At 70.4% G+C, this 17996-nt stretch carries 18 protein-coding genes; 7 read left to right on the top strand and 11 right to left on the bottom strand.

Annotation, left to right across the window (positions count from 1 at the left end):
* Positions 1-105: 105 nt before the first annotated feature.
* A complete protein-coding gene (locus ACFHWT_RS16535) occupies positions 106-1842 on the bottom strand; it encodes a LamG-like jellyroll fold domain-containing protein (RefSeq protein WP_416595547.1) in 1737 nt (578 codons plus the stop codon).
* A 414-nt stretch (positions 1843-2256) separates the two neighbouring features.
* Here ACFHWT_RS16535 and ACFHWT_RS16530 point away from each other — a divergent pair, with 414 nt between their 5' ends.
* Positions 2257-3132: a helix-turn-helix domain-containing protein gene (locus ACFHWT_RS16530; protein ID WP_416595546.1), complete on the top strand. Its 876-nt coding sequence runs from the start codon at positions 2257-2259 to the stop codon at positions 3130-3132.
* Positions 3129-3329 carry a DUF397 domain-containing protein gene (locus tag ACFHWT_RS16525; protein WP_416595545.1) on the top strand — a complete coding sequence of 67 codons (201 nt, stop codon included), beginning with the start codon at positions 3129-3131 and terminating at the stop codon, positions 3327-3329. Before ACFHWT_RS16530 ends, ACFHWT_RS16525 begins: the two co-directional genes overlap by 4 nt.
* On the opposite strand, the gene ACFHWT_RS16520 is transcribed toward ACFHWT_RS16525, so the two are convergent.
* From ACFHWT_RS16520 to ACFHWT_RS16490, 7 genes are all read right to left on the bottom strand, one after another.
* Positions 3319-3459, bottom strand: coding sequence for a hypothetical protein (locus tag ACFHWT_RS16520; RefSeq protein WP_416595544.1), 141 nt, complete (start codon positions 3457-3459; stop codon positions 3319-3321). The two genes, ACFHWT_RS16525 and ACFHWT_RS16520, sit on opposite strands and share 11 nt — an antisense overlap.
* A gap of 640 nt (positions 3460-4099) precedes the next feature.
* Entirely contained in the window at positions 4100-4447 is a 348-nt protein-coding gene (locus tag ACFHWT_RS16515; RefSeq protein ID WP_416595542.1) for a hypothetical protein, read from the bottom strand.
* A gap of 223 nt (positions 4448-4670) precedes the next feature.
* Positions 4671-5144, bottom strand: coding sequence for an NUDIX domain-containing protein (locus ACFHWT_RS16510; protein WP_416595541.1), 474 nt, complete (start codon positions 5142-5144; stop codon positions 4671-4673).
* 361 nt (positions 5145-5505) lie between these two features.
* Positions 5506-5775: a hypothetical protein gene (locus tag ACFHWT_RS16505; RefSeq protein WP_416595540.1), complete on the bottom strand. Its 270-nt coding sequence runs from the start codon at positions 5773-5775 to the stop codon at positions 5506-5508.
* A gap of 48 nt (positions 5776-5823) precedes the next feature.
* On the bottom strand, positions 5824-6951 hold the full coding sequence (locus tag ACFHWT_RS16500; RefSeq protein ID WP_416595539.1) for a cystathionine gamma-lyase: 1128 nt from the start codon (positions 6949-6951) through the stop codon (positions 5824-5826).
* Positions 6952-6991: 40 nt separating this feature from the next.
* Positions 6992-7996, bottom strand: a complete 1005-nt coding sequence (locus ACFHWT_RS16495) for an NAD(P)H-dependent glycerol-3-phosphate dehydrogenase (protein ID WP_416595537.1) — start codon at positions 7994-7996, stop codon at positions 6992-6994.
* On the bottom strand, positions 7993-8733 hold the full coding sequence (locus tag ACFHWT_RS16490) for a lysophospholipid acyltransferase family protein (RefSeq protein ID WP_416595536.1): 741 nt from the start codon (positions 8731-8733) through the stop codon (positions 7993-7995). The genes ACFHWT_RS16495 and ACFHWT_RS16490 overlap by 4 nt, the downstream gene beginning before the upstream one ends.
* A gap of 136 nt (positions 8734-8869) precedes the next feature.
* Here ACFHWT_RS16490 and cofC point away from each other — a divergent pair, with 136 nt between their 5' ends.
* From cofC to ACFHWT_RS16465, 5 genes are all read left to right on the top strand, one after another.
* Positions 8870-9595: a 2-phospho-L-lactate guanylyltransferase gene (cofC, locus tag ACFHWT_RS16485; protein ID WP_416595535.1), complete on the top strand. Its 726-nt coding sequence runs from the start codon at positions 8870-8872 to the stop codon at positions 9593-9595.
* 1 nt (position 9596) lies between these two features.
* Positions 9597-9794, top strand: coding sequence for a cold-shock protein (locus ACFHWT_RS16480; RefSeq protein ID WP_123600457.1), 198 nt, complete (start codon positions 9597-9599; stop codon positions 9792-9794).
* A 54-nt stretch (positions 9795-9848) separates the two neighbouring features.
* A complete protein-coding gene (locus ACFHWT_RS16475; protein ID WP_416595534.1) occupies positions 9849-12395 on the top strand; it encodes an RNA degradosome polyphosphate kinase in 2547 nt (848 codons plus the stop codon).
* Positions 12396-12478: 83 nt separating this feature from the next.
* Positions 12479-14008: a CHAD domain-containing protein gene (locus ACFHWT_RS16470; protein WP_416595533.1), complete on the top strand. Its 1530-nt coding sequence runs from the start codon at positions 12479-12481 to the stop codon at positions 14006-14008.
* Positions 13996-14892, top strand: a complete 897-nt coding sequence (locus tag ACFHWT_RS16465) for an NUDIX domain-containing protein (RefSeq protein WP_416595532.1) — start codon at positions 13996-13998, stop codon at positions 14890-14892. The genes ACFHWT_RS16470 and ACFHWT_RS16465 overlap by 13 nt, the downstream gene beginning before the upstream one ends.
* 89 nt (positions 14893-14981) lie before the next feature.
* Here ACFHWT_RS16465 and ACFHWT_RS16460 read toward each other — a convergent pair whose 3' ends face one another.
* From ACFHWT_RS16460 to leuC, 3 genes are all read right to left on the bottom strand, one after another.
* Positions 14982-15641: an HU family DNA-binding protein gene (locus tag ACFHWT_RS16460; RefSeq protein ID WP_416595531.1), complete on the bottom strand. Its 660-nt coding sequence runs from the start codon at positions 15639-15641 to the stop codon at positions 14982-14984.
* A 237-nt stretch (positions 15642-15878) separates the two neighbouring features.
* Positions 15879-16466 (bottom strand): 3-isopropylmalate dehydratase small subunit, encoded by a 588-nt coding sequence (gene leuD / locus ACFHWT_RS16455; RefSeq protein WP_416595530.1) that lies wholly within the window; start codon positions 16464-16466, stop codon positions 15879-15881.
* Between the two features lie 37 nt (positions 16467-16503).
* The gene (leuC, locus tag ACFHWT_RS16450; protein WP_416595529.1) at positions 16504-17961 is read right to left on the bottom strand and encodes a 3-isopropylmalate dehydratase large subunit; all 1458 of its coding nucleotides are present in this window, start codon (positions 17959-17961) and stop codon (positions 16504-16506) included.
* Between the last annotated feature and the right edge of the window lie 35 nt (positions 17962-17996).

Below are 17996 nucleotides of genomic sequence, written 5' to 3'. Positions count from 1 at the left end.
CGACATCAGCGCCACTCCCCAGAATCAAGACAACAGACTGCCAGCAACGTGGTGGACACACCATCACCGACCGACATGGAGTGGTCGGCTGGCGTGTGCGATCAGTTATGGATGGGTGTAGCGGTCGGTGATCAGCCAGGCCGGGACCGGGCCGGAGTCGGCCTCGATGCGGCTCACCCGGCCCGGGAAGAAGCCGGTCAGCCCGGCAGGTCCTGCCCCGGCCCCGACGGTCAGCGACCCGGGCGCGGTCCAACTCGGCGGCGCGGGCACCGCCACCGGGTCACCGGCCACGCCGTCGATGTAGAGGGTGAGTGTCGCCGAGCCCGCGTCGTACACCCCGGCGAGATGCGTCCACTGGCCGGGTACCGCCGCTGCCGGGCTCGCCGCTACGGCCAGGTCGGGCAGGTCGGCGTCGTCCGCCCCACGCAGCCGGAACACCCACCGCCCGTCGCTGGCCCGGTATCCGAGCTGGAACGCGTCCGTCTCGTCGCCGCCCTGGGCGAGCACCACCGCATCACTGCCGGGCAGTGGATCTGCCGGGTCACCGTCGAGACGGGCCCAGAGCAACACCCCAAAGGAATGATCGGTACGCAGCACCGGGCGCGGGACCGGATCGTACGGGCTGGTGGTCGAGGCGTACCCGCTCGTCCCGTCGAACCAGGCCGCGTGGCCGGTCGGGGCACCGGAGTCGTGGACGAACCCCGAGGTCGCCGGCACGGTGTCCCAGCCGGCGAGGTACAGGTTGCGGCCCCAGGAGCCGAGGTCGAACTCGTCACCGCACCAGCAGTCAGCCGAGTAGTTGAATCCCCACAGCCCGACTTGTCTCGGCGTCAGCACACCGAACAGCTCAGGAAGCGTGTCACCGGGATCGGCAAAGCGACCATGCAGGTCCTCCAGGTCCGCCACCCGGCTCCACAGCAAGACGTCCGTCACGCCGCCGGCCCACCACTGCGCCGGTGCGCCGTCGCTGAAGCCTCGGCCCACCGTGAACGGGCCAGCCGCCTGCCACGGGGTAGCCGCGAACGCGGCCTCAGCGGCCAGAGCTCCGTTGACGTACAACTGAAGCAGTTCCTCGTCGACGTCGAACACGCCGGTCAGGTGCGTCCAGTGGTCGACGTCGGAAGCGGCGATCGGCGCGGGACGGTACGCGGAGATCAGCGGACTTGACGCTGCCGTACCTGTCGGCACGGTGAACGCCCAGTGCGGAGCCGGCGGGTCGCCGAGTTGGCGGATGCCCAGCTGGAAGCCACCGGCACCGGTCCCGTCGGCACCGACGGCGGTGCGATCGCCAGACAGGTCAGCTGGCCGGACCCAGGCGGCGGCGCTGAACGAACCCGAGGTGTCGAGCGCGGACACGGCTGCGGTGGCCGCGCCTGGGACGCCGACCGGGTCTTCGGCGACTGCGTCGAAAGCCGGCGTGCTCGCCTCGATCAGGTAGGTGTCCGGTGCCCAGGTGACGTCGCCGCTCGGGACCAGGTCGGGACCGCCTGAGCGGGCACGGAAGCGCTCGTTGTTGGTGTCGATCAGCGGCCAGTGCCCGATCGGCGACGATCGCGAGGTGACCAGGAACTGGTACGTCGTCGTCGGGCTGGGCCGGCCATACTCGTTGCGGGCGTAGACGTGCAGGGCGTTGGGTCCCTCGCCCGGTGGGGTGAGGGTCAACGTCACGCTCGCCCCGGGGGCGACGGTCACCGTGGTGCCTGCCGGGCTGCTCCAGCCGTACACGTAGGCGACCACGTCGGGCGATGACGTGCTGAAGGTGAACTCACCCGCGACGTCCCGGCCGCCGTGCGACACGCCGTCGTCGGGGTAGTCGACCGAGGTCACGGTCGGCGCCGGCACCGGATCTCCGGGTGGATCGGCGACCGCCGGCCCGGGTGTGCTCAGCGTCAGTGCGGCGGCTGTGGCGGTGGCGGCCAGGATCTGTGGCCAGCGATGTCGTGGGCGGCTCGGACGGATCGGCGACGTCTGGGCAGCATCCACTAGGGACCCCCGTGGCTATGCGTCATGTACGTCCGACCGTAGAGATCCATGGCCGTATCTGTAAAGGGGGCATCACGATCCGCTACCACAAACCTCCCTCACCGGACATCGAGCAACACAGGGTTATCAGTCGGGTACGACTGGCCAGGCGTACAACTCTGATGAAAACCCGTCGACGTTGAGCCGAGCCACCCGTCCACCGATCGACGGAGTTCATAAGTCCACTAGTGACGGCAGGATGGGTCGGGTCGAGCATCCCAGGAGGTGGTAGCCATGTCCCCGTCCGTGTTGAACTCGTCCGTACCGCGCCGACGACTTGGCCGGGAGCTGCGTCAACTGCGCGAGCGGCTGACCCAGCTGCCGCAGACGTCGGTCGCCAGCGAGCTGGAGTGGTCGGCGACGAAGCTGTGGCGGATGGAGCGCGGCGAGGTCCCGGTCCGCTCCGGCGACGTCGTGCTGCTCTGCGAGTTGTACGGCGTCGACGAGGAGACCACCGAGATCCTTGCCGCGTTGGCGACCAAGACCCGGGAGAAGGGCTGGTGGCACGACTACGCCAGCCTGCCGTCCTGGTTCGAGCTGTACGTGGGCCTGGAAGAGGCCGCCAGCCGGATCCGCGAGTACCAGAGTCAGCTGGTGCCGGGCTTCTTACAGACCCGGGAGTACGCCACCGCGATCTTCACCAAGGACGTCGATGGCGTGCCCCGTCACCAGATCGCCGACCGGGTCACGGTGCGGCTGGGCCGTGCCCGGCTGCTGACCCGGCTGGAGCCGCAGGCTCCGGAGTTCGACATCGTCGTCGACGAGGCGGTGCTGCGCCGCGTGGTCGGGTCGCGCCAGATCATGGCGGCACAGCTGCGCAGGCTCGCCGACGCCGGCCGGCTGCCGAACGTCTCCGTCCGGGTCCTGCCGTTTGCGTCCGACCTGCACGCCGGGGTACTGACCGGCGGCTCGTTCACCATCCTGGACTTTCCCGAGCAGTACGAACCCACCACCGTCTACCAGGAGTCGATCACCGGCGCGCTCTTCCTCGACAAGCAGGCCGAGAGCGACCGGTACGCTTGGGTCTACCACGACATCCGGTCGGCCGCGCTGAGCGAGGCCGAGTCGCGGGCGCTGCTGCTGGACACGGCGAAGGAGTACGAGCCATGACCGACCTGACCGGCGTCACCTGGCGCAAGAGCAGCCGATCCAACAGCCAGGGTGCCTGCGTCGAGGTCGCCGACGGGCTGGCCGGCGTGATCGGCGTACGCGATTCCAAGGACCCCACCGGCCCGGTCCTGACCATCTCCCCCGCCAACTGGTCAGCCTTTGTCGCCGCTACCAAGACCGGCACCATCACCGCCTGACCGCACACCGCCAGCGCGCCGGCGGGGTCCAAACCGCACCTCGGTGAACCTCGGTGGACTCATCGCTGACCAGAATCGTCCCGCCGGGTAGCGACCAGTTGCCGGAGTCGGCGCGTCGGTGCAGGAGCACCCGACCGCGACCGTCGGTGACGATCGCGCACCACCCGGAACGATCCTGTTCGCCCTCGGCGCGACCGGGTCACGGTAATAGTCACGGCGGCAGGTCACGACACCTCCCGATACGGGTACGGAGTGCAGGTCTGAGCCAAGTCGGGCGACTGCTCCCCACGGAAGTCGGCCAACACCTGCGCCAGATCGGTCACCAACCTGACCACCTTTCCCACGATGCTTCAGCGGCGCCACCCCATCCGCCACAGGTCGGATATCAGATGGCGCAAAAATGGCAGCTGCCCATCGATCTGCATTCCACCATTTTCCCGTATCAATGCAGAGAATCTTGTCATCGAGATAAACGTCATTGCGATCGAAATTGCACCCCCGAAGACACAACCCGCCACCAAGAGGCCAATGACCTCAGACGCGACTACCAGCTCCAATATTACAATCAGGAATAGACCAGCCAGGAAGCACATCAAAAAGCCCCTGATCGACCAAATCATCATCCTATACATAGTCGTGCTACGATATTCGATACCATGGAAATCTGACATCGAATTGTCACCACAATTTCCAGCACTTGATGATCCAGGTTCTAGCCACACCACCCTCACCGAAGGACACGCCGTCCGACACCTATCGCAAACACTCACTCAAGGCCTGGGCCGCCACCTGTTAAAGGCAAAGAGGTCGCGCACGACCATGCCGAACAGTTTTGGCCCACGTTCAAATATGTCCATGTCCGCAAAGTACGATGTTTCTTCAACTCGACGGTACACCGGACGGATAGAAAACATCCCCAGAAAGATTCCGAGACCGACCGTCAAGATCAGTGCGAAGAAAACTGACATCAGCACCTCCACCGGCCCTCCCAGTAACAACGCCAGAATCACGGCAAAGATGACCAAGAATGCAAGCAGAAAGAGCCGCATGATGATCAACGCACGCCAGTAGGCCCAAGCTCCGCGCACACGCCAAGCAGGATCATCCGAGGAACTCACCGCTCAACCCACCTCCCAACTCGAGTGGACGGCTCGGACGGGACGGCAGCACACATGGACAGCATCCACTTGGGACCCGCGTGGCTATTGGGCATGTCCGTCCGACACTAGAGATCCACCCCATACCTGTAAAGGCGGTATCACCAGCCGCTACCACAATCCGGTCACCAGCCGGCAAGCTGGACCAGCCCGCTGACTCAGCGTCGCCTGCCCTCACCCCCTTCTATCCGAGGTACGGACAATCGCGCTGCTCAGCGTGGTGGCACAGCCGCAGCCGTACCGTGTCGTGGATGGGAATGTCGGCGAACTCGGCAGGATCGACGAACCGCACCTCGGTGGACTCGTCGCTGACCAGAATCGTCCCACCAACGATCCGACCGAGGTAGGTGACGGTTAACTCCTGACGCACCTCGCCGTCCGCGTACGCGATCACGTGAGCCGGGTCGGTGTAGACGCCGAGCAGCGCGGTGACCTCGATGTCGAGGCCGGTCTCCTCCTTCACTTCTCGGACGACGCACTGTTGCAGTGTCTCGCCGACCTCCATCGTGCCGCCGGGCAGCGACCAGTTGCCGGAGTCGGCGCGTCGGTGCATCAGCACCCGACCGCGGTCGTCGGTGACGATCGCCGAACCGCCCGGGACGATCCTGTTCGCCCTCGGCGCGGCCGGGTCGCGGTAGTAGTCACGCCGGCGAGTCACGACGCCTTCAGGGGTCGCCGCTCCATCCGCCGCGGGAGTACGGGAATCTTCTCGCCGGCCCCTGCCCCAGGCCAGCCATGAGCAGTAAATCGCCAACGTGCCGCCGCAGATGACTACCCCAAGCCCAGCGAGGAAGAAGAGGAGCGCCACAGTGCCGTCTGCGAACCTCGCGGCTTGCAGCAGGACAATTCCTATCCCCGTAAGGAGGTACATCAATCCGAGATCTCGGCGCTGAAAGCCAGCCGGCGCTGACAAGCGTCCGATAAGGAGGATGACGAAGCCCGCCCCGATGAAGCTGGTCCCCAGGAGCAGTGTGGCTACCACTAACAGGCTCGACATGACCGCGCCTCTATCCCAGATTTCACCAGTACCGTACGTCCAACGCGTCCTTGAGCATCGACGCATCGAGGTCGAGCATCGGCATCCTCCAGTCAAAATGCGCCAGGTAGCGCAGCGGCAACGTCACGATCAGCCCGAACACGATGACGATTGGCAACACGAACCAGACCTGCGGCCAGATGAAGAAGCAGGGCAACGCTACGGCCGCCAGGCGCAGAAACCAGACGCTCAGCCGGTAGACCGCCAGTCGCCGGTAGCCGGACGGCGGACCGCCACGCGGCTCCTGCTCCATCACCCGGATCCCGCTTCCCGCGCGCTGGCTCCCACGGGACCGAGTCTGTCAGGTGGCGTCCAGGGTGGCGGTGATGTCGCGCACCAGGTCCACAGTGTCCTCGATGCCGCAGGAGAGCCGGACGAAGCCCGGTGACGTGTCGTCACCCCACTGGGCCCGCCGGTCGGCGGCCGTGTGCAGACCACCGAACGACGTCGCCGCCGACACCAGCTTCGACGCGGTCAGGAACCGGCCGACCCGGTCGGCGTCGCCCAGGTCGAACGACACGATCCCCGGGATACGGCGCATCTGGGCCGTAGCGACCGCGTACGACGGATCGGTCGGCAGGCCGGGCCAGCGTACGCCGGTGACGTCACGGCGCCCGACCAGCGCGGCGGCGACCGCTTCCGCGTTGGCTGACTGGCGGGCCAGCCGCAGGTCCAGTGTGGCCAGTGACCGGTGGGCGAGCCAGCAGTCGAACGGCCCCGGCACCGACCCGGTCAGCTTGCGCCACCGCTTCGCATCGGCCAGCGCCGCCGCCGAACGGGTGGCCAGGTAGCCGAGCAGCAGATCCGAGTGACCGGTCAGCGCCTTGGTGCCGGAGGCGACCACGATGTCCGCGCCCAGGTCCAACGGCCGCTGCCCGAGCGGGGTCGGCGCGGTGTTGTCGACCGCGACCAGCGCGCCGGCGTCGTGCGCCGCCGCCGCGAGCGCGGCGACGTCGCAGACGTCCAGCCCCGGGTTGGCCGGGGTCTCCAGCAGCACCAGCCGCACCCCGGCGAAGTCCGGGTACGGCCCGGCGGTCGGCATCAGCCGCACGGTGACACCGATCGGCTCCAGCACCGTGGCGGCCAGCGCCCGCACCGTGAAGTAGCCGTCGGCGGGCAGCAGCACCGTGTCGCCGGGCCGCAGCGTGGTCAGCAGCAGCGCGGTGATCGCCGCCTGACCGCTGGCGAAGACGAGGGTGTCGCCGCCTTCCAGGTCGCCGATGGCCGATTCGAGCGCCCGCCGGGTCGGGTTGTCCTCCCGGGCGTAGCCGTCGCGGTCCGGCGCTGGCCCGGAAACCGGGTCCAGGTGGTACGGGGCGGCGAACACCGGGCCGGGCAGGAACGGCTGGCCGGGGGTCGGCTCGGGCAGCCCGGCGGCGACACACCGGGTGCCGTCGCCGTACCCCGGGTCGCGGGAAGTGGCGGTCATGCCGTTCATCCTGGCCAAGGTCGCCGGCCGGCGGCAGAGCCTATTCCGGTTTCGTGGCCCGCGTCATCAGCAGCGTCAACGCGGTACGCGGATCCAGGCCCTCGTGGCAGATCCGTTCCACCTGCTCGGTGATCGGCATCTCCACCCCGTGCGCGCGGGCCAGGTCCCGGATCGACAGGCAGCTCTTCACCCCTTCTGCGGTCTGCCGGGTGGCGGTCTGCGCCTGCTCCAGGGTCTCCCCCCGACCCAGGTGCTCACCGAACGTCCGGTTGCGCGACAGCGGCGACGAGCAGGTGGCGACCAGGTCACCGAGGCCGGCCAGGCCGGCGAAGGTCAGCGGGTCGGCACCGAGCGCCACGCCCAGCCGGGCCGTCTCGGCCAGCCCCCGGGTGATCAGGGTGGCTTTGGTGTTGTCGCCGAGGCGCATCGCGGTGGCGATGCCGTACGCGAGGGCGATGACGTTCTTCACGGCCCCGCCCAGCTCGCAGCCGATCACGTCGTCGTTGGTGTACGGCCGCAGGTAGCCGGTGAGCATCGCCTGCTGCACGGCGGCGGTGCGCGCGGTGTCGGTGCCGGCGACGACGCTGGCGGCCGGCTGCTCGGCGGCGATCTCGGCGGCCAGATTGGGGCCGGAGACGACCACCACCCGGTCCGGGCCGACCCCGGTGGTCTCGACGATCACCTCGCTCATCCGTTTGGTGGTGCCGAGTTCGATCCCTTTCATCAGGCTGACCAGGGTCGCGTCGGGGCCGATGTGCGCGGCCCAGTCACCCAGGTTGCCGCGCAGCGTCTGCGACGGTACGGCGAGCACGACCAACCCCGCGCCCTTGATCGCCTCGGCGGCGTCGCTGGTGGCGGTGACCCGGTCGGGCAGCCGCACCGCCGGCAGGTAGTCGGGGTTGGTGCCGTACTCGCGGATCGCGGCGGCGACCTGCTCGCGCCGGGCCCAGAGGACCACGTCGGCCCCGGCGTCGGCGAGCACCTTGGCGTACGCGGTGCCCCACGAGCCGGCACCCAGGACGACGGCCCGGCCGGTCCCGGTCACTGTCCCGGCTCCGGGGTGCCGGTGGTCCGGTTGTTGCGGCGGGCGCTCGGGGTGTACAGCGGCGGCGCTTCGCCGCCCCGAATCTCGGCGACCATGTCCCGCAGCCGCAGCATCATGGTCTCGGTGATCTCCTCCAGCACCGCCCGGGTCGGCTCGACCCCGGCCCATCTGCTCAGGTCGAAAGGTTCACCGGCGGTGACGGTCACCTTCCGGCCGGGCAGCAGGTTCAGTTTCCCGGTCCGCGGGTCGTACATCTGCTGCGGACCCCACATCGCCACCGGCACGACCGGGGCGCCGGTGGTCAACGCCAGCCGGGCCGCGCCGGTCTTGCCGCGCATCGGCCACAGGTCCGGCTCGCGGGTGGTGGTCCCCTCCGGGTAGATCACCAACGCGCCGCCTTCGTCGACGCCGACGATCGCCGCCTCCAGCGACTTGATCGCGTCGACGCTGCCCCGGTGCACCGGGATCTGCTTCACCTTGAGCAGCCAGCGCCCGATGACCGGGATGGTGAACAGGCTGGCCTTGCCGAGGAACCGGGGCCAGCGGCCGGCCTCGTAGAGGAAATGGCCGATGACCATCGGGTCGGCGTGCGACATGTGGTTGGCGACGACGATCACCCCACCGGTGCCGGGAATGTGCTGCATCCCGGACCAGCTTCGCTTCGTCCATACGAGCAGGGTCGGTTTGACCACCATCACGATGAAGCGTCGCCAGAAGCCCAGTTTCCGCCGCGCCACCCGATCCTCCTCGTCACCGCACCCTGGCCACCACCGGGCACCACACCCCGACCGCCGTCTTGCCGACCGCCGCTGCGAATCATGCCCTGTCCGACCCGGCCAGAGCCAATGCGAGCCCAGCCGGCAGGATGGAGCGGTGCGGAACGCGACCTGGTCGGTGGTGCTGCCGGTCAAGCGCCTCTCGGTGGCGAAGAGCCGGCTGCGGGGTGCGCTCGACGGCGTACCGCATGAGGAGCTGGCCCTGGCCCTGGCCCGGGACACCGTCGCCGCCGCACTGGCCTGCCCGCTGGTCGCCGAGGTGGTGGTGGTCACCTCGGATCCGTCGGCCGACGCCGCGTTGGGCGCGCTCGGGGCCCGTACCGTCGCCGACCCGGAGGGCGGCGCACCGGACCTCGGCGGCCCGGAGGTCGACGCGCCAGAGCTGAGCGGGCTGAACGCGGCGGTGGCGCACGGGGCCGCGACGGTCGGCGGTGGCCGGCCGGTCGCCGTGCTGACCGCGGACCTGCCGGCGTTGCGGCCGGCTGAGCTGGCCGCCGCCCTCGACGCCGGCACCGCCAGCGCCTTCGACACCGCAGGCACCAAAGCCCGCCGCTGGTTCGTGCCGGACGCCGCCGGCACCGGCACGGTGCTGCTGGCGGCCGCCGTCGGCACCGCGCTGCGGCCGGGTTTCGGCGCCGGATCGGCGGTACGGCATCAACGGTCGGGTGCCGCCCGGTGCGGCGGGGACTGGCCGACGCTGCGCCGCGACGTGGACACCGCCGCAGATCTCGCCGACGCGGCCCGGCTCGGCCTGGGTCGGTACACCGCCGCGCTGTACCCCAGCGGGTACCGTGCTGACATGCGGCAGAGGTCGGTGAGCTGAGATGCAGGGCACGGTGGCGACCTTCGATCCGGCGACCCGCAGCGGCACGGTGCTGCTCGACGACGGGGCGGAGCTGGCGTTCCCGGCGGCCGCGTTCGATGCTTCCGGGTTGCGGCTGCTGCGGCTGGGTCAGCGGGTACGCATCGAGCGTGACGAGTCCGGGCACGTTAACCGCGTCACGTTGCCCACATTCGGCTAGTTGGAGCCGGGCGAATTCATGCCAAGTTCACCGTGATCAGGTCATGATTACCGGGTGACGCCCGCCCCCTCCAGGCGCGCCGCCGCCCGTCCGCGCCGCGCAGCCGACCAGCCCACCGCTGACCAGCCGGCCGGCGCCGGCCAGTCTGCCGCCGACCAGCCGGCTGCCGCCGACGGCGCGACCGCGACGCCCCGGCCGGCCCGCCGTCAGTCGTCGAACGGCGCCGCACGTCAGTCGTCGACCGGCACCGCCCGCAAATCGGCAGGCGGCACCGCCCGGAAATCGACTTCCGGCAGCGCTCGGAGATCCACGGCCGGCAGCGCCCGCAAGTCAGCAGGCGGCACCGCCCGCCGACGGGCCAAGGCGGCACCGCAGGCTGCACCGGAGACCACCGAGCCGGCGCCGGAGGCGGTGGCCGAGTCCGCGACCGCGGCACCGGCCGCGCCGCTGCCGGTGCAGGCCCCCGACCCGGCCAACCCGGTGTCCGACACCGCCGAACCGGCCGACCCGGACGAGCCGGCCACCCTGGCCCGCCAGCCGCTGCCCGACGACCGGTTCCTCAACCGGGAGCTGTCCTGGCTCGACTTCAACGCCCGGGTGATCGAGCTGGCCGAGGACCCGCAGACACCGCTGCTGGAACGGGCCAAGTTCCTGGCCATCTTCGCCAGCAACCTCGACGAGTTCTTCATGGTCCGCATCGCCGGGCTGAAGCGCCGGCTGCAGGCCGGGCTGCCGGTACGCGGCGGTGACCGGCTGCCGTTGCGTACCCAGTTGGAGCTGATCGCGGCGAAGACCGCCGGCCTGGTCGCCCGGCACGCCCGCTGCTTCACCGAGGAGGTCCGGCCCCGGCTTGCCGCCGAGGGCATCCACCTGATCCGGTGGAGCGATCTGAGCACCGGTGAGCGGGAAGGGCTGCGCACCTACTTCCGGGAGCACATCTTCCCGGTGCTGACCCCGCTGGCCGTCGACCCGGCGCACCCGTTCCCGTACATCTCCAGCCGGTCGTTGAACCTGGCCGTCGCGGTCCGTGACCCCGACGGCGGTCCGGAGCTGTTCGCCCGGATCAAGGTGCCGAACAACGTGCCCCGGTTCGTGGTGGTCAGCCAGGAAGGGCTGGGTGCCCGGTTCCTGCCGGTCGAGGATCTGATCGCCGCCCAGCTCGGCCAGCTGTTCTCCGGGATGCAGGTGGTGGAGTGCCACCTGTTCCGGGTGACCCGCAACGCCGACTTCGAAGTCGACGAGGACCGCGACGAGGATCTGCTGCAGTCGCTGGAGCGGGAGCTCGCCCAGCGCCGGTTCGGCCCGCCGGTGCGGCTGGAGGTGGCCGCCTCCATCTCCGACCACATGCTCGACCTGCTGGTCCGCGAGCTGGACATGGACAGCCACGACGTGCTGCGGGTGCCGGGGCTGCTGGACCTGTCCGCGTTGTGGCAGGTCTACGAGAGCTCCGACCGGCCGGACCTGAAGGACCGCCCGTTCGTGCCGGCCACCCACCCGCGGCTGGTCGAGGGCGAGGTGCCGCGCAGCGTCTTCGCCACCCTGCGCGACGGCGACATTCTGGTGCACCACCCGTACCACTCGTTCTCCACCAGTGTGCAGCGGTTCATCGAGCAGGCGGCGGCCGACCCGCTCGTCCTGGCGATCAAGCAGACGTTGTACCGCACCAGCGGCGACTCGCCGATCGTCGACGCGCTGATTGAGGCGGCGGCCGCCGGCAAGCAGGTGGTGGTGCTGGTCGAGGTGAAGGCCCGGTTCGACGAGCAGGCCAACATCGGCTGGGCGCGGATGCTGGAACGGGCCGGCTGTCACGTCGTGTACGGCCTGGTCGGGCTGAAGACCCACTGCAAGACCGCCCTGGTGGTACGCCAGGAAGGCAACCAGATCCGCCGCTACTGTCACATCGGCACCGGCAACTACCACCCGAAGACGGCCAGGCTGTACGAGGACTTCGGCATGCTAACCGCCGACCCGGAGGTCGGCGCGGACCTGACCGACCTGTTCAACGTGTTGACCGGCTACAGCCGGCAGACCGCGTACCGGCGGCTGCTGGTCGCCCCGCACGGGGTGCGCAGCGGGCTGATCGAGCGGATCGGGCGGGAGGTCGCCCACGTCCGCGAGGGCCGGGGCGGGCTGGTCCAGATCAAGGTGAACTCGCTGGTCGACGAGGAGTTGGTGGACGCGCTGTACCGGGCGTCGCAGGCCGGCGTACAGGTGGATCTGCTGATCCGGGGGATGTGCACGCTGCGGCCCGGGGTGCCGGGGCTGTCGGACAACATCCGGGTCCGGTCGATCCTCGGCCGGTTCCTGGAGCATTCCCGGGTGTTCCGGTTCGGCAACGACGGCGACGTCGAGTTCTGGATCGGCTCCTCTGACCTGATGCACCGCAACCTGGACCGCCGGGTGGAGGCGCTGGTGCAGGTGACCGACCCGGTGGCCCGCGCCGAGCTGGACCAGCTGATGAGCGACGCGTTCAGCCCGGACTGCGAGTCGTTCGAGCTGCATCCGGACGGCGCCTGGAGCCGGCACCGGTCGACCGACGAGCGGCCGCTGGTGCATCTGCAGGAGCGGCTGCTCCGGCGGTTCATCGGCACCGGCAAATAGCTCCTGCTGTCACCGGCGGTCGGCCGGCCGGCGGCACCTCGTCGACAGCGGCGGCCCCTGGTCAACGGCGCTAGGCTGGCCCGATGGTGGAGGAGGAACGCAAGTACGAGGTCGAGCCGGGTTTCACCGTGCCGGACCTGTCCGGCTGTCTGCCGGACGGTGGCCGGCTGGTGCAGCAGCCGGCGGTGAAGCTGACCGCCACCTACTACGACACCCCGGATCTGCGGCTGGCCCGCGCCGGGGTGTCGCTGCGCCACCGGGTGGGCGACTCGAAGCCGTGGACGGTGAAGCTGCCCGCCGACGCGCCCGGCGTACGTCACGAGATCAGCCGGTCCGGTAAGCGCGGCAAGCCACCGACGGAGCTGGTGTGGCTGGTCACCGCGTACTCGCGGGGGGTGGAGCTGACGCCGGCCGCGACGGTGCGCACGGTACGCACGGTGCTGGAGTTGCGCGACGCCGATGACGCGCTGCTGGTGGAGCTGGCCGACGACGCGGTGTCGGTGTTGGACGGCAAGACGGTCCGGTCGCGGTTCCGCGAGGTGGAGATCGAGCTGAAGGCCGCCAAGCGGTCGCTGCTGGACCGGGTCGAGGCCGACCTGGTCGCGGCGGGGGCGGCCGCCGGCGGGTTCACCCCGAAGCACGTACGGGCGTTGGCCGCGGCCGCCGCCGGACCGGCGGACCTGCCGGCGGTCGAGGGCCTGCCGGCCGAGCCGACCGCCGCCGACGTGGTCACCCGGGCGGTCCGCGACGGCGTCGCCCGGATCCTGGCGCACGACCCGCTGGTACGGCTGCACGCCCCGGTCGGCGACGACGACACCGCCGTGCACCAGATGCGGGTGGGGTGCCGGCGGCTGCGCAGCGACCTGCGGACCTTCCGGGCGTTGGTGGACCGCGAGTGGGCGGGTGCGCTGCGCGACGAACTGAAGTGGGTCGCCGGGGTGCTCGGTGGTGCCCGCGACGCCGAGGTGCTGCGGGACCGGTTGCGGCGTACCGCCGGGGCGGACCCGTTGGCGCCGCTGCCGTCGGCTGCGGTCGAGCTGATCGACACGACGCTCGCCGACCGGCAGGCGGCGGCACTGGCCGAGGTGGACGCCGCGCTGCGCTCCGACCGGTACGTTGCCCTGGTGGAGATGCTGGTGCATGCGGCCCGGGAGCCGCGACTGACCGAGGCGGCGTCCGGCCCGGCTGCCGACGTGCTGCCCCGGCTGGTGGCAAAGCCGTGGCGCCGGCTGGCGTTCGGCGGCAGCGGTGTGGACGGTGCCGCCGATCTGACCCTGGACGCTTCCGACGAGCGCTGGCACGCGGTGCGGATCAACGGCAAGAAGGCCCGGTACGCGGTGGACGCGGTGGCACCGGTGATCGGCGGTGGCGCGGCGAAGCTGGCGAAGGCGTTGTCGAAGGTGCAGAACCTGCTCGGCGAGCACCAGGACGCGGCGGTGGCCGCCGAAACCTGGCAGGGGGTGCTGGCCGAGCATCCGGACGACCACGAGTTGGCGGTGACCGTCGGCCGGCTGGTCGAACGGGAGCGGGCCGCGATCCGCGCGGCGCGGGCCGAGTTCGCCGCCGCCTGGGAGCGGGCGTCGGCGGGGCAGCGGACGAAGTGGCTGCCGTGACCGAGGTCCGGGCCGCCGGCGGGGTGGTGTGGCGCACCGACGACACCGGGGCGGTGCAGGTGTGTCTGGTGCACCGGCCCCGGCACGACGACTGGTCGCTGCCGAAGGGCAAACTGGAGCCGGCGGAGCATCCGTTGGCGGCGGCGGTGCGGGAGGTCGGTGAGGAAACCGGGATCCGGGCGGTGCCGCAGGTGCGGCTGCCGTCGATCCGTTACACCATGCCGGACGGCAACCTGAAGGTGGTCGACTACTGGTCGATGCGGGCGGTGCAGGCGTCGGCCGGGCCGGTGCCGGTCGACGCCGCCGACGAGGTCGACGAGCTGTGCTGGCTGCCGTTGGCGCAGGCGCGGCAGCGGTTGACGTACCGGCACGACGTCGGGGTGCTGCACGGGTTCGCGCAGTTGCCGCCGGTGACCGCGACGCTCACCCTGGTCCGCCACGCGCACGCCGGCAGCCGGGACACCTGGCCGGGTCCGGACAGTGCCCGCCCGTTGGACACCGCCGGGCTGCGGCAGGCGCAGGCGTTGGCGGCGTTGCTGGTGCTGACCGGGCCGCGCCGGGTGCTGTCGGCGTCGCCCCGGCGGTGTGTGCAGACGGTCGCCCCGCTGGCGCAGGCGCTGGATCTGCCGGTCGAGGTGGAGTCGGTGTTCGACGAGCCGGCCGCCGGCCAGCAGCCGGACGAGAACGCGTTGGCGGCGGCGGGCCGGCTGACCGAGCTGGCGGCGGCCGGTACGCCGGCCGCGGTGTGCAGTCAGGGCAAGGTGATCCCGGCCGCGTTGACGGTGCTGACCCGGCGGGCGGCGGCGGATCACCGTACCGCGAAGGGCGGCGGCTGGTTGTTGTCGTTCGCCGGGGAGCGGCTGGTCGGCGCGGACCGGCTCTAGCGGCTCTGTCGCATGTACGAAGGCGCCCACCGCCGGTACGCGGTGGGCGCCTTCGCGCTGGTGGTGTCCGGCCGGTGTGGCCGGACGGCTCAGCGGGTGGTTTTACGGGCGGTGGACTTGCGCGCCGGGGCCTTCTTCGCCGGCGACTTCTTCGCCGCCGTCGACTTGGCCCCGGTCGACTTCGCCGCCGTCGACTTGGCCGCGGTGGACCGGGTCGCGGTGGTCTTCTTGGCCGCGGACTTCTTGGCCGGCGCGGCCGCCGCGGACCGGGTGGTCTTGGCGGCGGCGGTCTTCTTCGCCGTACCGCCGGCCGCCCGCTTCGCCGGCGCCTTGGTGGCGGTCGACTTGGCGGCCGTACCGGTGGACTTCGCCGCGCCACGGGCGGTGCTCTTGGCCGCCGTGGACTTGGCCGCGGTGGCCTTCGTCGCCGTGGACTTCGCCGCGGTCGACTTCGCCGCGGTGGCCTTCGGCGCCTTGCCGCTGGCCACCATGTCCTTGAAGCCCGCGCCGGGCCGGAAGACCGGCACCGAGGTCTTCTTGACCTTCACCGACTCGCCGGTACGCGGGTTGCGCGCTGTTCGGGCCGCGCGGACGCGCTTCTCGAACACCCCGAAGCCGGTGATACCCACCCGGTCGCCCTTGGTGACCGCCGACTGAACCTCGGCCAAGACGGCGTCGAGCGCCGTCGTCGCCGTCTTGCGGTCTCCCAGGCGAGCAGCGAGCGCATCGATGAGCTCTGCCTTGTTCACGAGTTCCCTCCCGTATGTGCAACTGGACTCAACGAGCCATTCTGCGCGCACGGTATGCCCTGTACCGGCAGGACACAAACATCTGCCGGAAAAAAGTCCTTGTGTCGTAACGGATTCGCCCCCAACCGGTGGCCGGAGCCGACCGGTTGGTATAGCCGGACGGTTGGTGGGCCACCGGATGGGGGCGGAATCGGCGTCGGGAACCCGTTGGGAAGGGGCCGGCTCGGCGGTTGTGCGCTATGCCACGACGGGCTTGAACGGCAACCGCCCGCGCTCGTACTCGGTGATGGCCGACTCGTGACGCAGGGTCAGTCCAATGTCATCCAATCCCTCCATCAGCCGCCACCGGCTGAAGTCGTCGATCGGGAACGACCAGCCGGAGGAACCGGCCCTGACCTCCCGGCTGGCCAGGTCGACGGTCACCTCTGCGGCCGGGTCGGCCTCGACCAGCGACCACAATTCCTCAATGGCGGGCATTTCCAACTCGACCGGCAGCAGCCCTTCCTTGAGCGCGTTGCCGCGGAAGATGTCGCCGAAGCGGGGGGACAGCACGGCCCGGAAGCCCCAGTCCCGTAGCGCCCACACCGCGTGTTCACGCGATGACCCGGTGCCGAACTCGGGGCCAGCGACGAGAATGGATGCTCCGGAATACGAAGGATTGTTCAGAACGAATCCCGGATCCTCGCGCCAGGCATTGAACAGACCGTCGGCGAAGCCGGTCCGGGTGACCCGCTTGAGGTACACCGCCGGGATGATCTGATCGGTATCTACATTAGATCGGCGCAGCGGGACGGCGGTCCCGGTGTGCACGGTGAACTTGTCCATGTCGTGATCCCGTCTCGTGGTGCGTGTCCAGCGGCGGTCAGTTGAGGTCCGCCGGCGCGGCCAGCCGGCCCACCACGGCGGTGGCGGCGGCCACCGGCGGCGACACCAGGTGGGTACGCCCGCCCCGGCCCTGCCGGCCCTCGAAGTTGCGGTTGGAGGTGGAGGCGGAGCGCTCCCCCGGCTTGAGCGTGTCCGGGTTCATGCCGAGGCACATCGAGCAGCCGGCGAACCGCCACTCGGCACCGGCGTCGGCGAAGACCTTGTCCAGCCCTTCGTTCTCGGCCGCCTCCCGTACCTTGGCCGACCCGGGCACCACGAGCATCCGTACCCCGTCGGCCACCTTGCGCCCACGTAGCACGTCGGCCGCGGCCCGCAGGTCCTCCAGCCGGCCGTTGGTGCAGGAACCGACGAAGACCACGTCGACCGGCACGTCGCGCAGCGCGGTGCCCGGCCGCAGGTCCATGTACTCCAACGCCCGGCGGGCGGCGACCCGCTCCGCGTCGGTGTCGAACTGCTCGGGGTCGGGCACGACGGCGCTCAGCGCGGCACCCTGCCCGGGGTTGGTGCCCCAGGTCACGAACGGCGTGATCTCGCTGGCGTCCAGGATCACCTCGGCGTCGAACGTCGCCCCCTCGTCGGTGGCCAGACTGGACCAGTACGCCACGGCGGCGTCCCAGTCGGCGCCCTGCGGCGCGTTCGGCCGGCCCTTGAGGTACGCGTACGTGGTCTCGTCCGGCGCCACCATGCCCGCCTTGGCACCCCACTCGATGGACATGTTCGCCACCGTCATCCGGCCCTCCATGGAGAGCCGGCGGATCGCCTCGCCCCGGTACTCGACCACGTAGCCGCGACCACCACCGGTGCCGACCTTCGTGATCAGCGCCAGCACCAGGTCCTTGGCGGTGACCCCCGGGCCGAGTTCGCCGGTGACGGTGACCGCCATCGTCTTCGGCCGGGACTGCGGCAGCGTCTGGGTGGCCAGGACGTGCTCGACCTCGCTGGTGCCGATACCGAAGGCGAGCGCCCCGAACGCGCCGTGGGTCGCGGTGTGCGAGTCGCCACAGACGATCGTCATGCCGGGCTGGGTCAGGCCCAGCTGCGGGCCGATGACGTGCACGATGCCCTGGTTGTCGTCGCCCAGGGCGTGCAGCTTGATGCCGAACTCGGCGCAGTTGCGGCGCAGCGTCTCGATCTGCGTACGCGACGTCGGGTCGCTGATGGTCAGCAGGTCGCCACGCCGGCTGCTGAACGCCGGGTCGGCGTACCCGGTCGGGGTGTTGTGATCCTCGGTGGCGAGGGTCAGGTCGGTACGGCGCACCGGCCGGCCGGCCATCCGCAGCCCGTCGAAGGCCTGCGGACTGGTGACCTCGTGCAGCAGGTGCAGGTCGATGTAGAGCAGGTCCGGCTCGCCCGCGGCGGATCGCACCACGTGCGCGTCCCAGGCCTTCTCGGCCAGGGTCCTGGGCGATGTCGGCTTCGAAGTGGCTCCCACCATCTGGACATCCTAAATTCTGGGAGGTATGTTTCGGC

It is taken from the genome of Micromonospora sp. LOL_021, from assembly GCF_048060215.1.
In the GTDB taxonomy this organism is placed as follows: Bacteria; Actinomycetota; Actinomycetes; order Mycobacteriales; family Micromonosporaceae; genus Micromonospora_E.
The sequence above is the reverse complement of the archived record's forward strand: the minus strand, read 5'-3'. Positions and strand labels throughout refer to the sequence as shown.

Bases quoted from the DNA above. Each gene is read 5' to 3' on its own strand.
- leuD (WP_416595530.1), bottom strand. From the start codon at position 16,466: ATGGACAAGTTCACCGTGCACACCGGGACCGCCGTCCCGCTGCGCCGA.
- ACFHWT_RS16530 (WP_416595546.1), top strand. From the start codon at position 2,257: ATGTCCCCGTCCGTGTTGAACTCGTCCGTACCGCGCCGACGACTTGGC.
- ACFHWT_RS16500 (WP_416595539.1), bottom strand. From the start codon at position 6,951: ATGACCGCCACTTCCCGCGACCCGGGGTACGGCGACGGCACCCGGTGT.
- ACFHWT_RS16480 (WP_123600457.1), top strand. From the start codon at position 9,597: ATGCAGGGCACGGTGGCGACCTTCGATCCGGCGACCCGCAGCGGCACG.
- ACFHWT_RS16470 (WP_416595533.1), top strand. From the start codon at position 12,479: ATGGTGGAGGAGGAACGCAAGTACGAGGTCGAGCCGGGTTTCACCGTG.
- ACFHWT_RS16505 (WP_416595540.1), bottom strand. From the start codon at position 5,775: ATGGAGCAGGAGCCGCGTGGCGGTCCGCCGTCCGGCTACCGGCGACTG.
- leuC (WP_416595529.1), bottom strand. From the start codon at position 17,961: ATGGTGGGAGCCACTTCGAAGCCGACATCGCCCAGGACCCTGGCCGAG.
- ACFHWT_RS16525 (WP_416595545.1), top strand. From the start codon at position 3,129: ATGACCGACCTGACCGGCGTCACCTGGCGCAAGAGCAGCCGATCCAAC.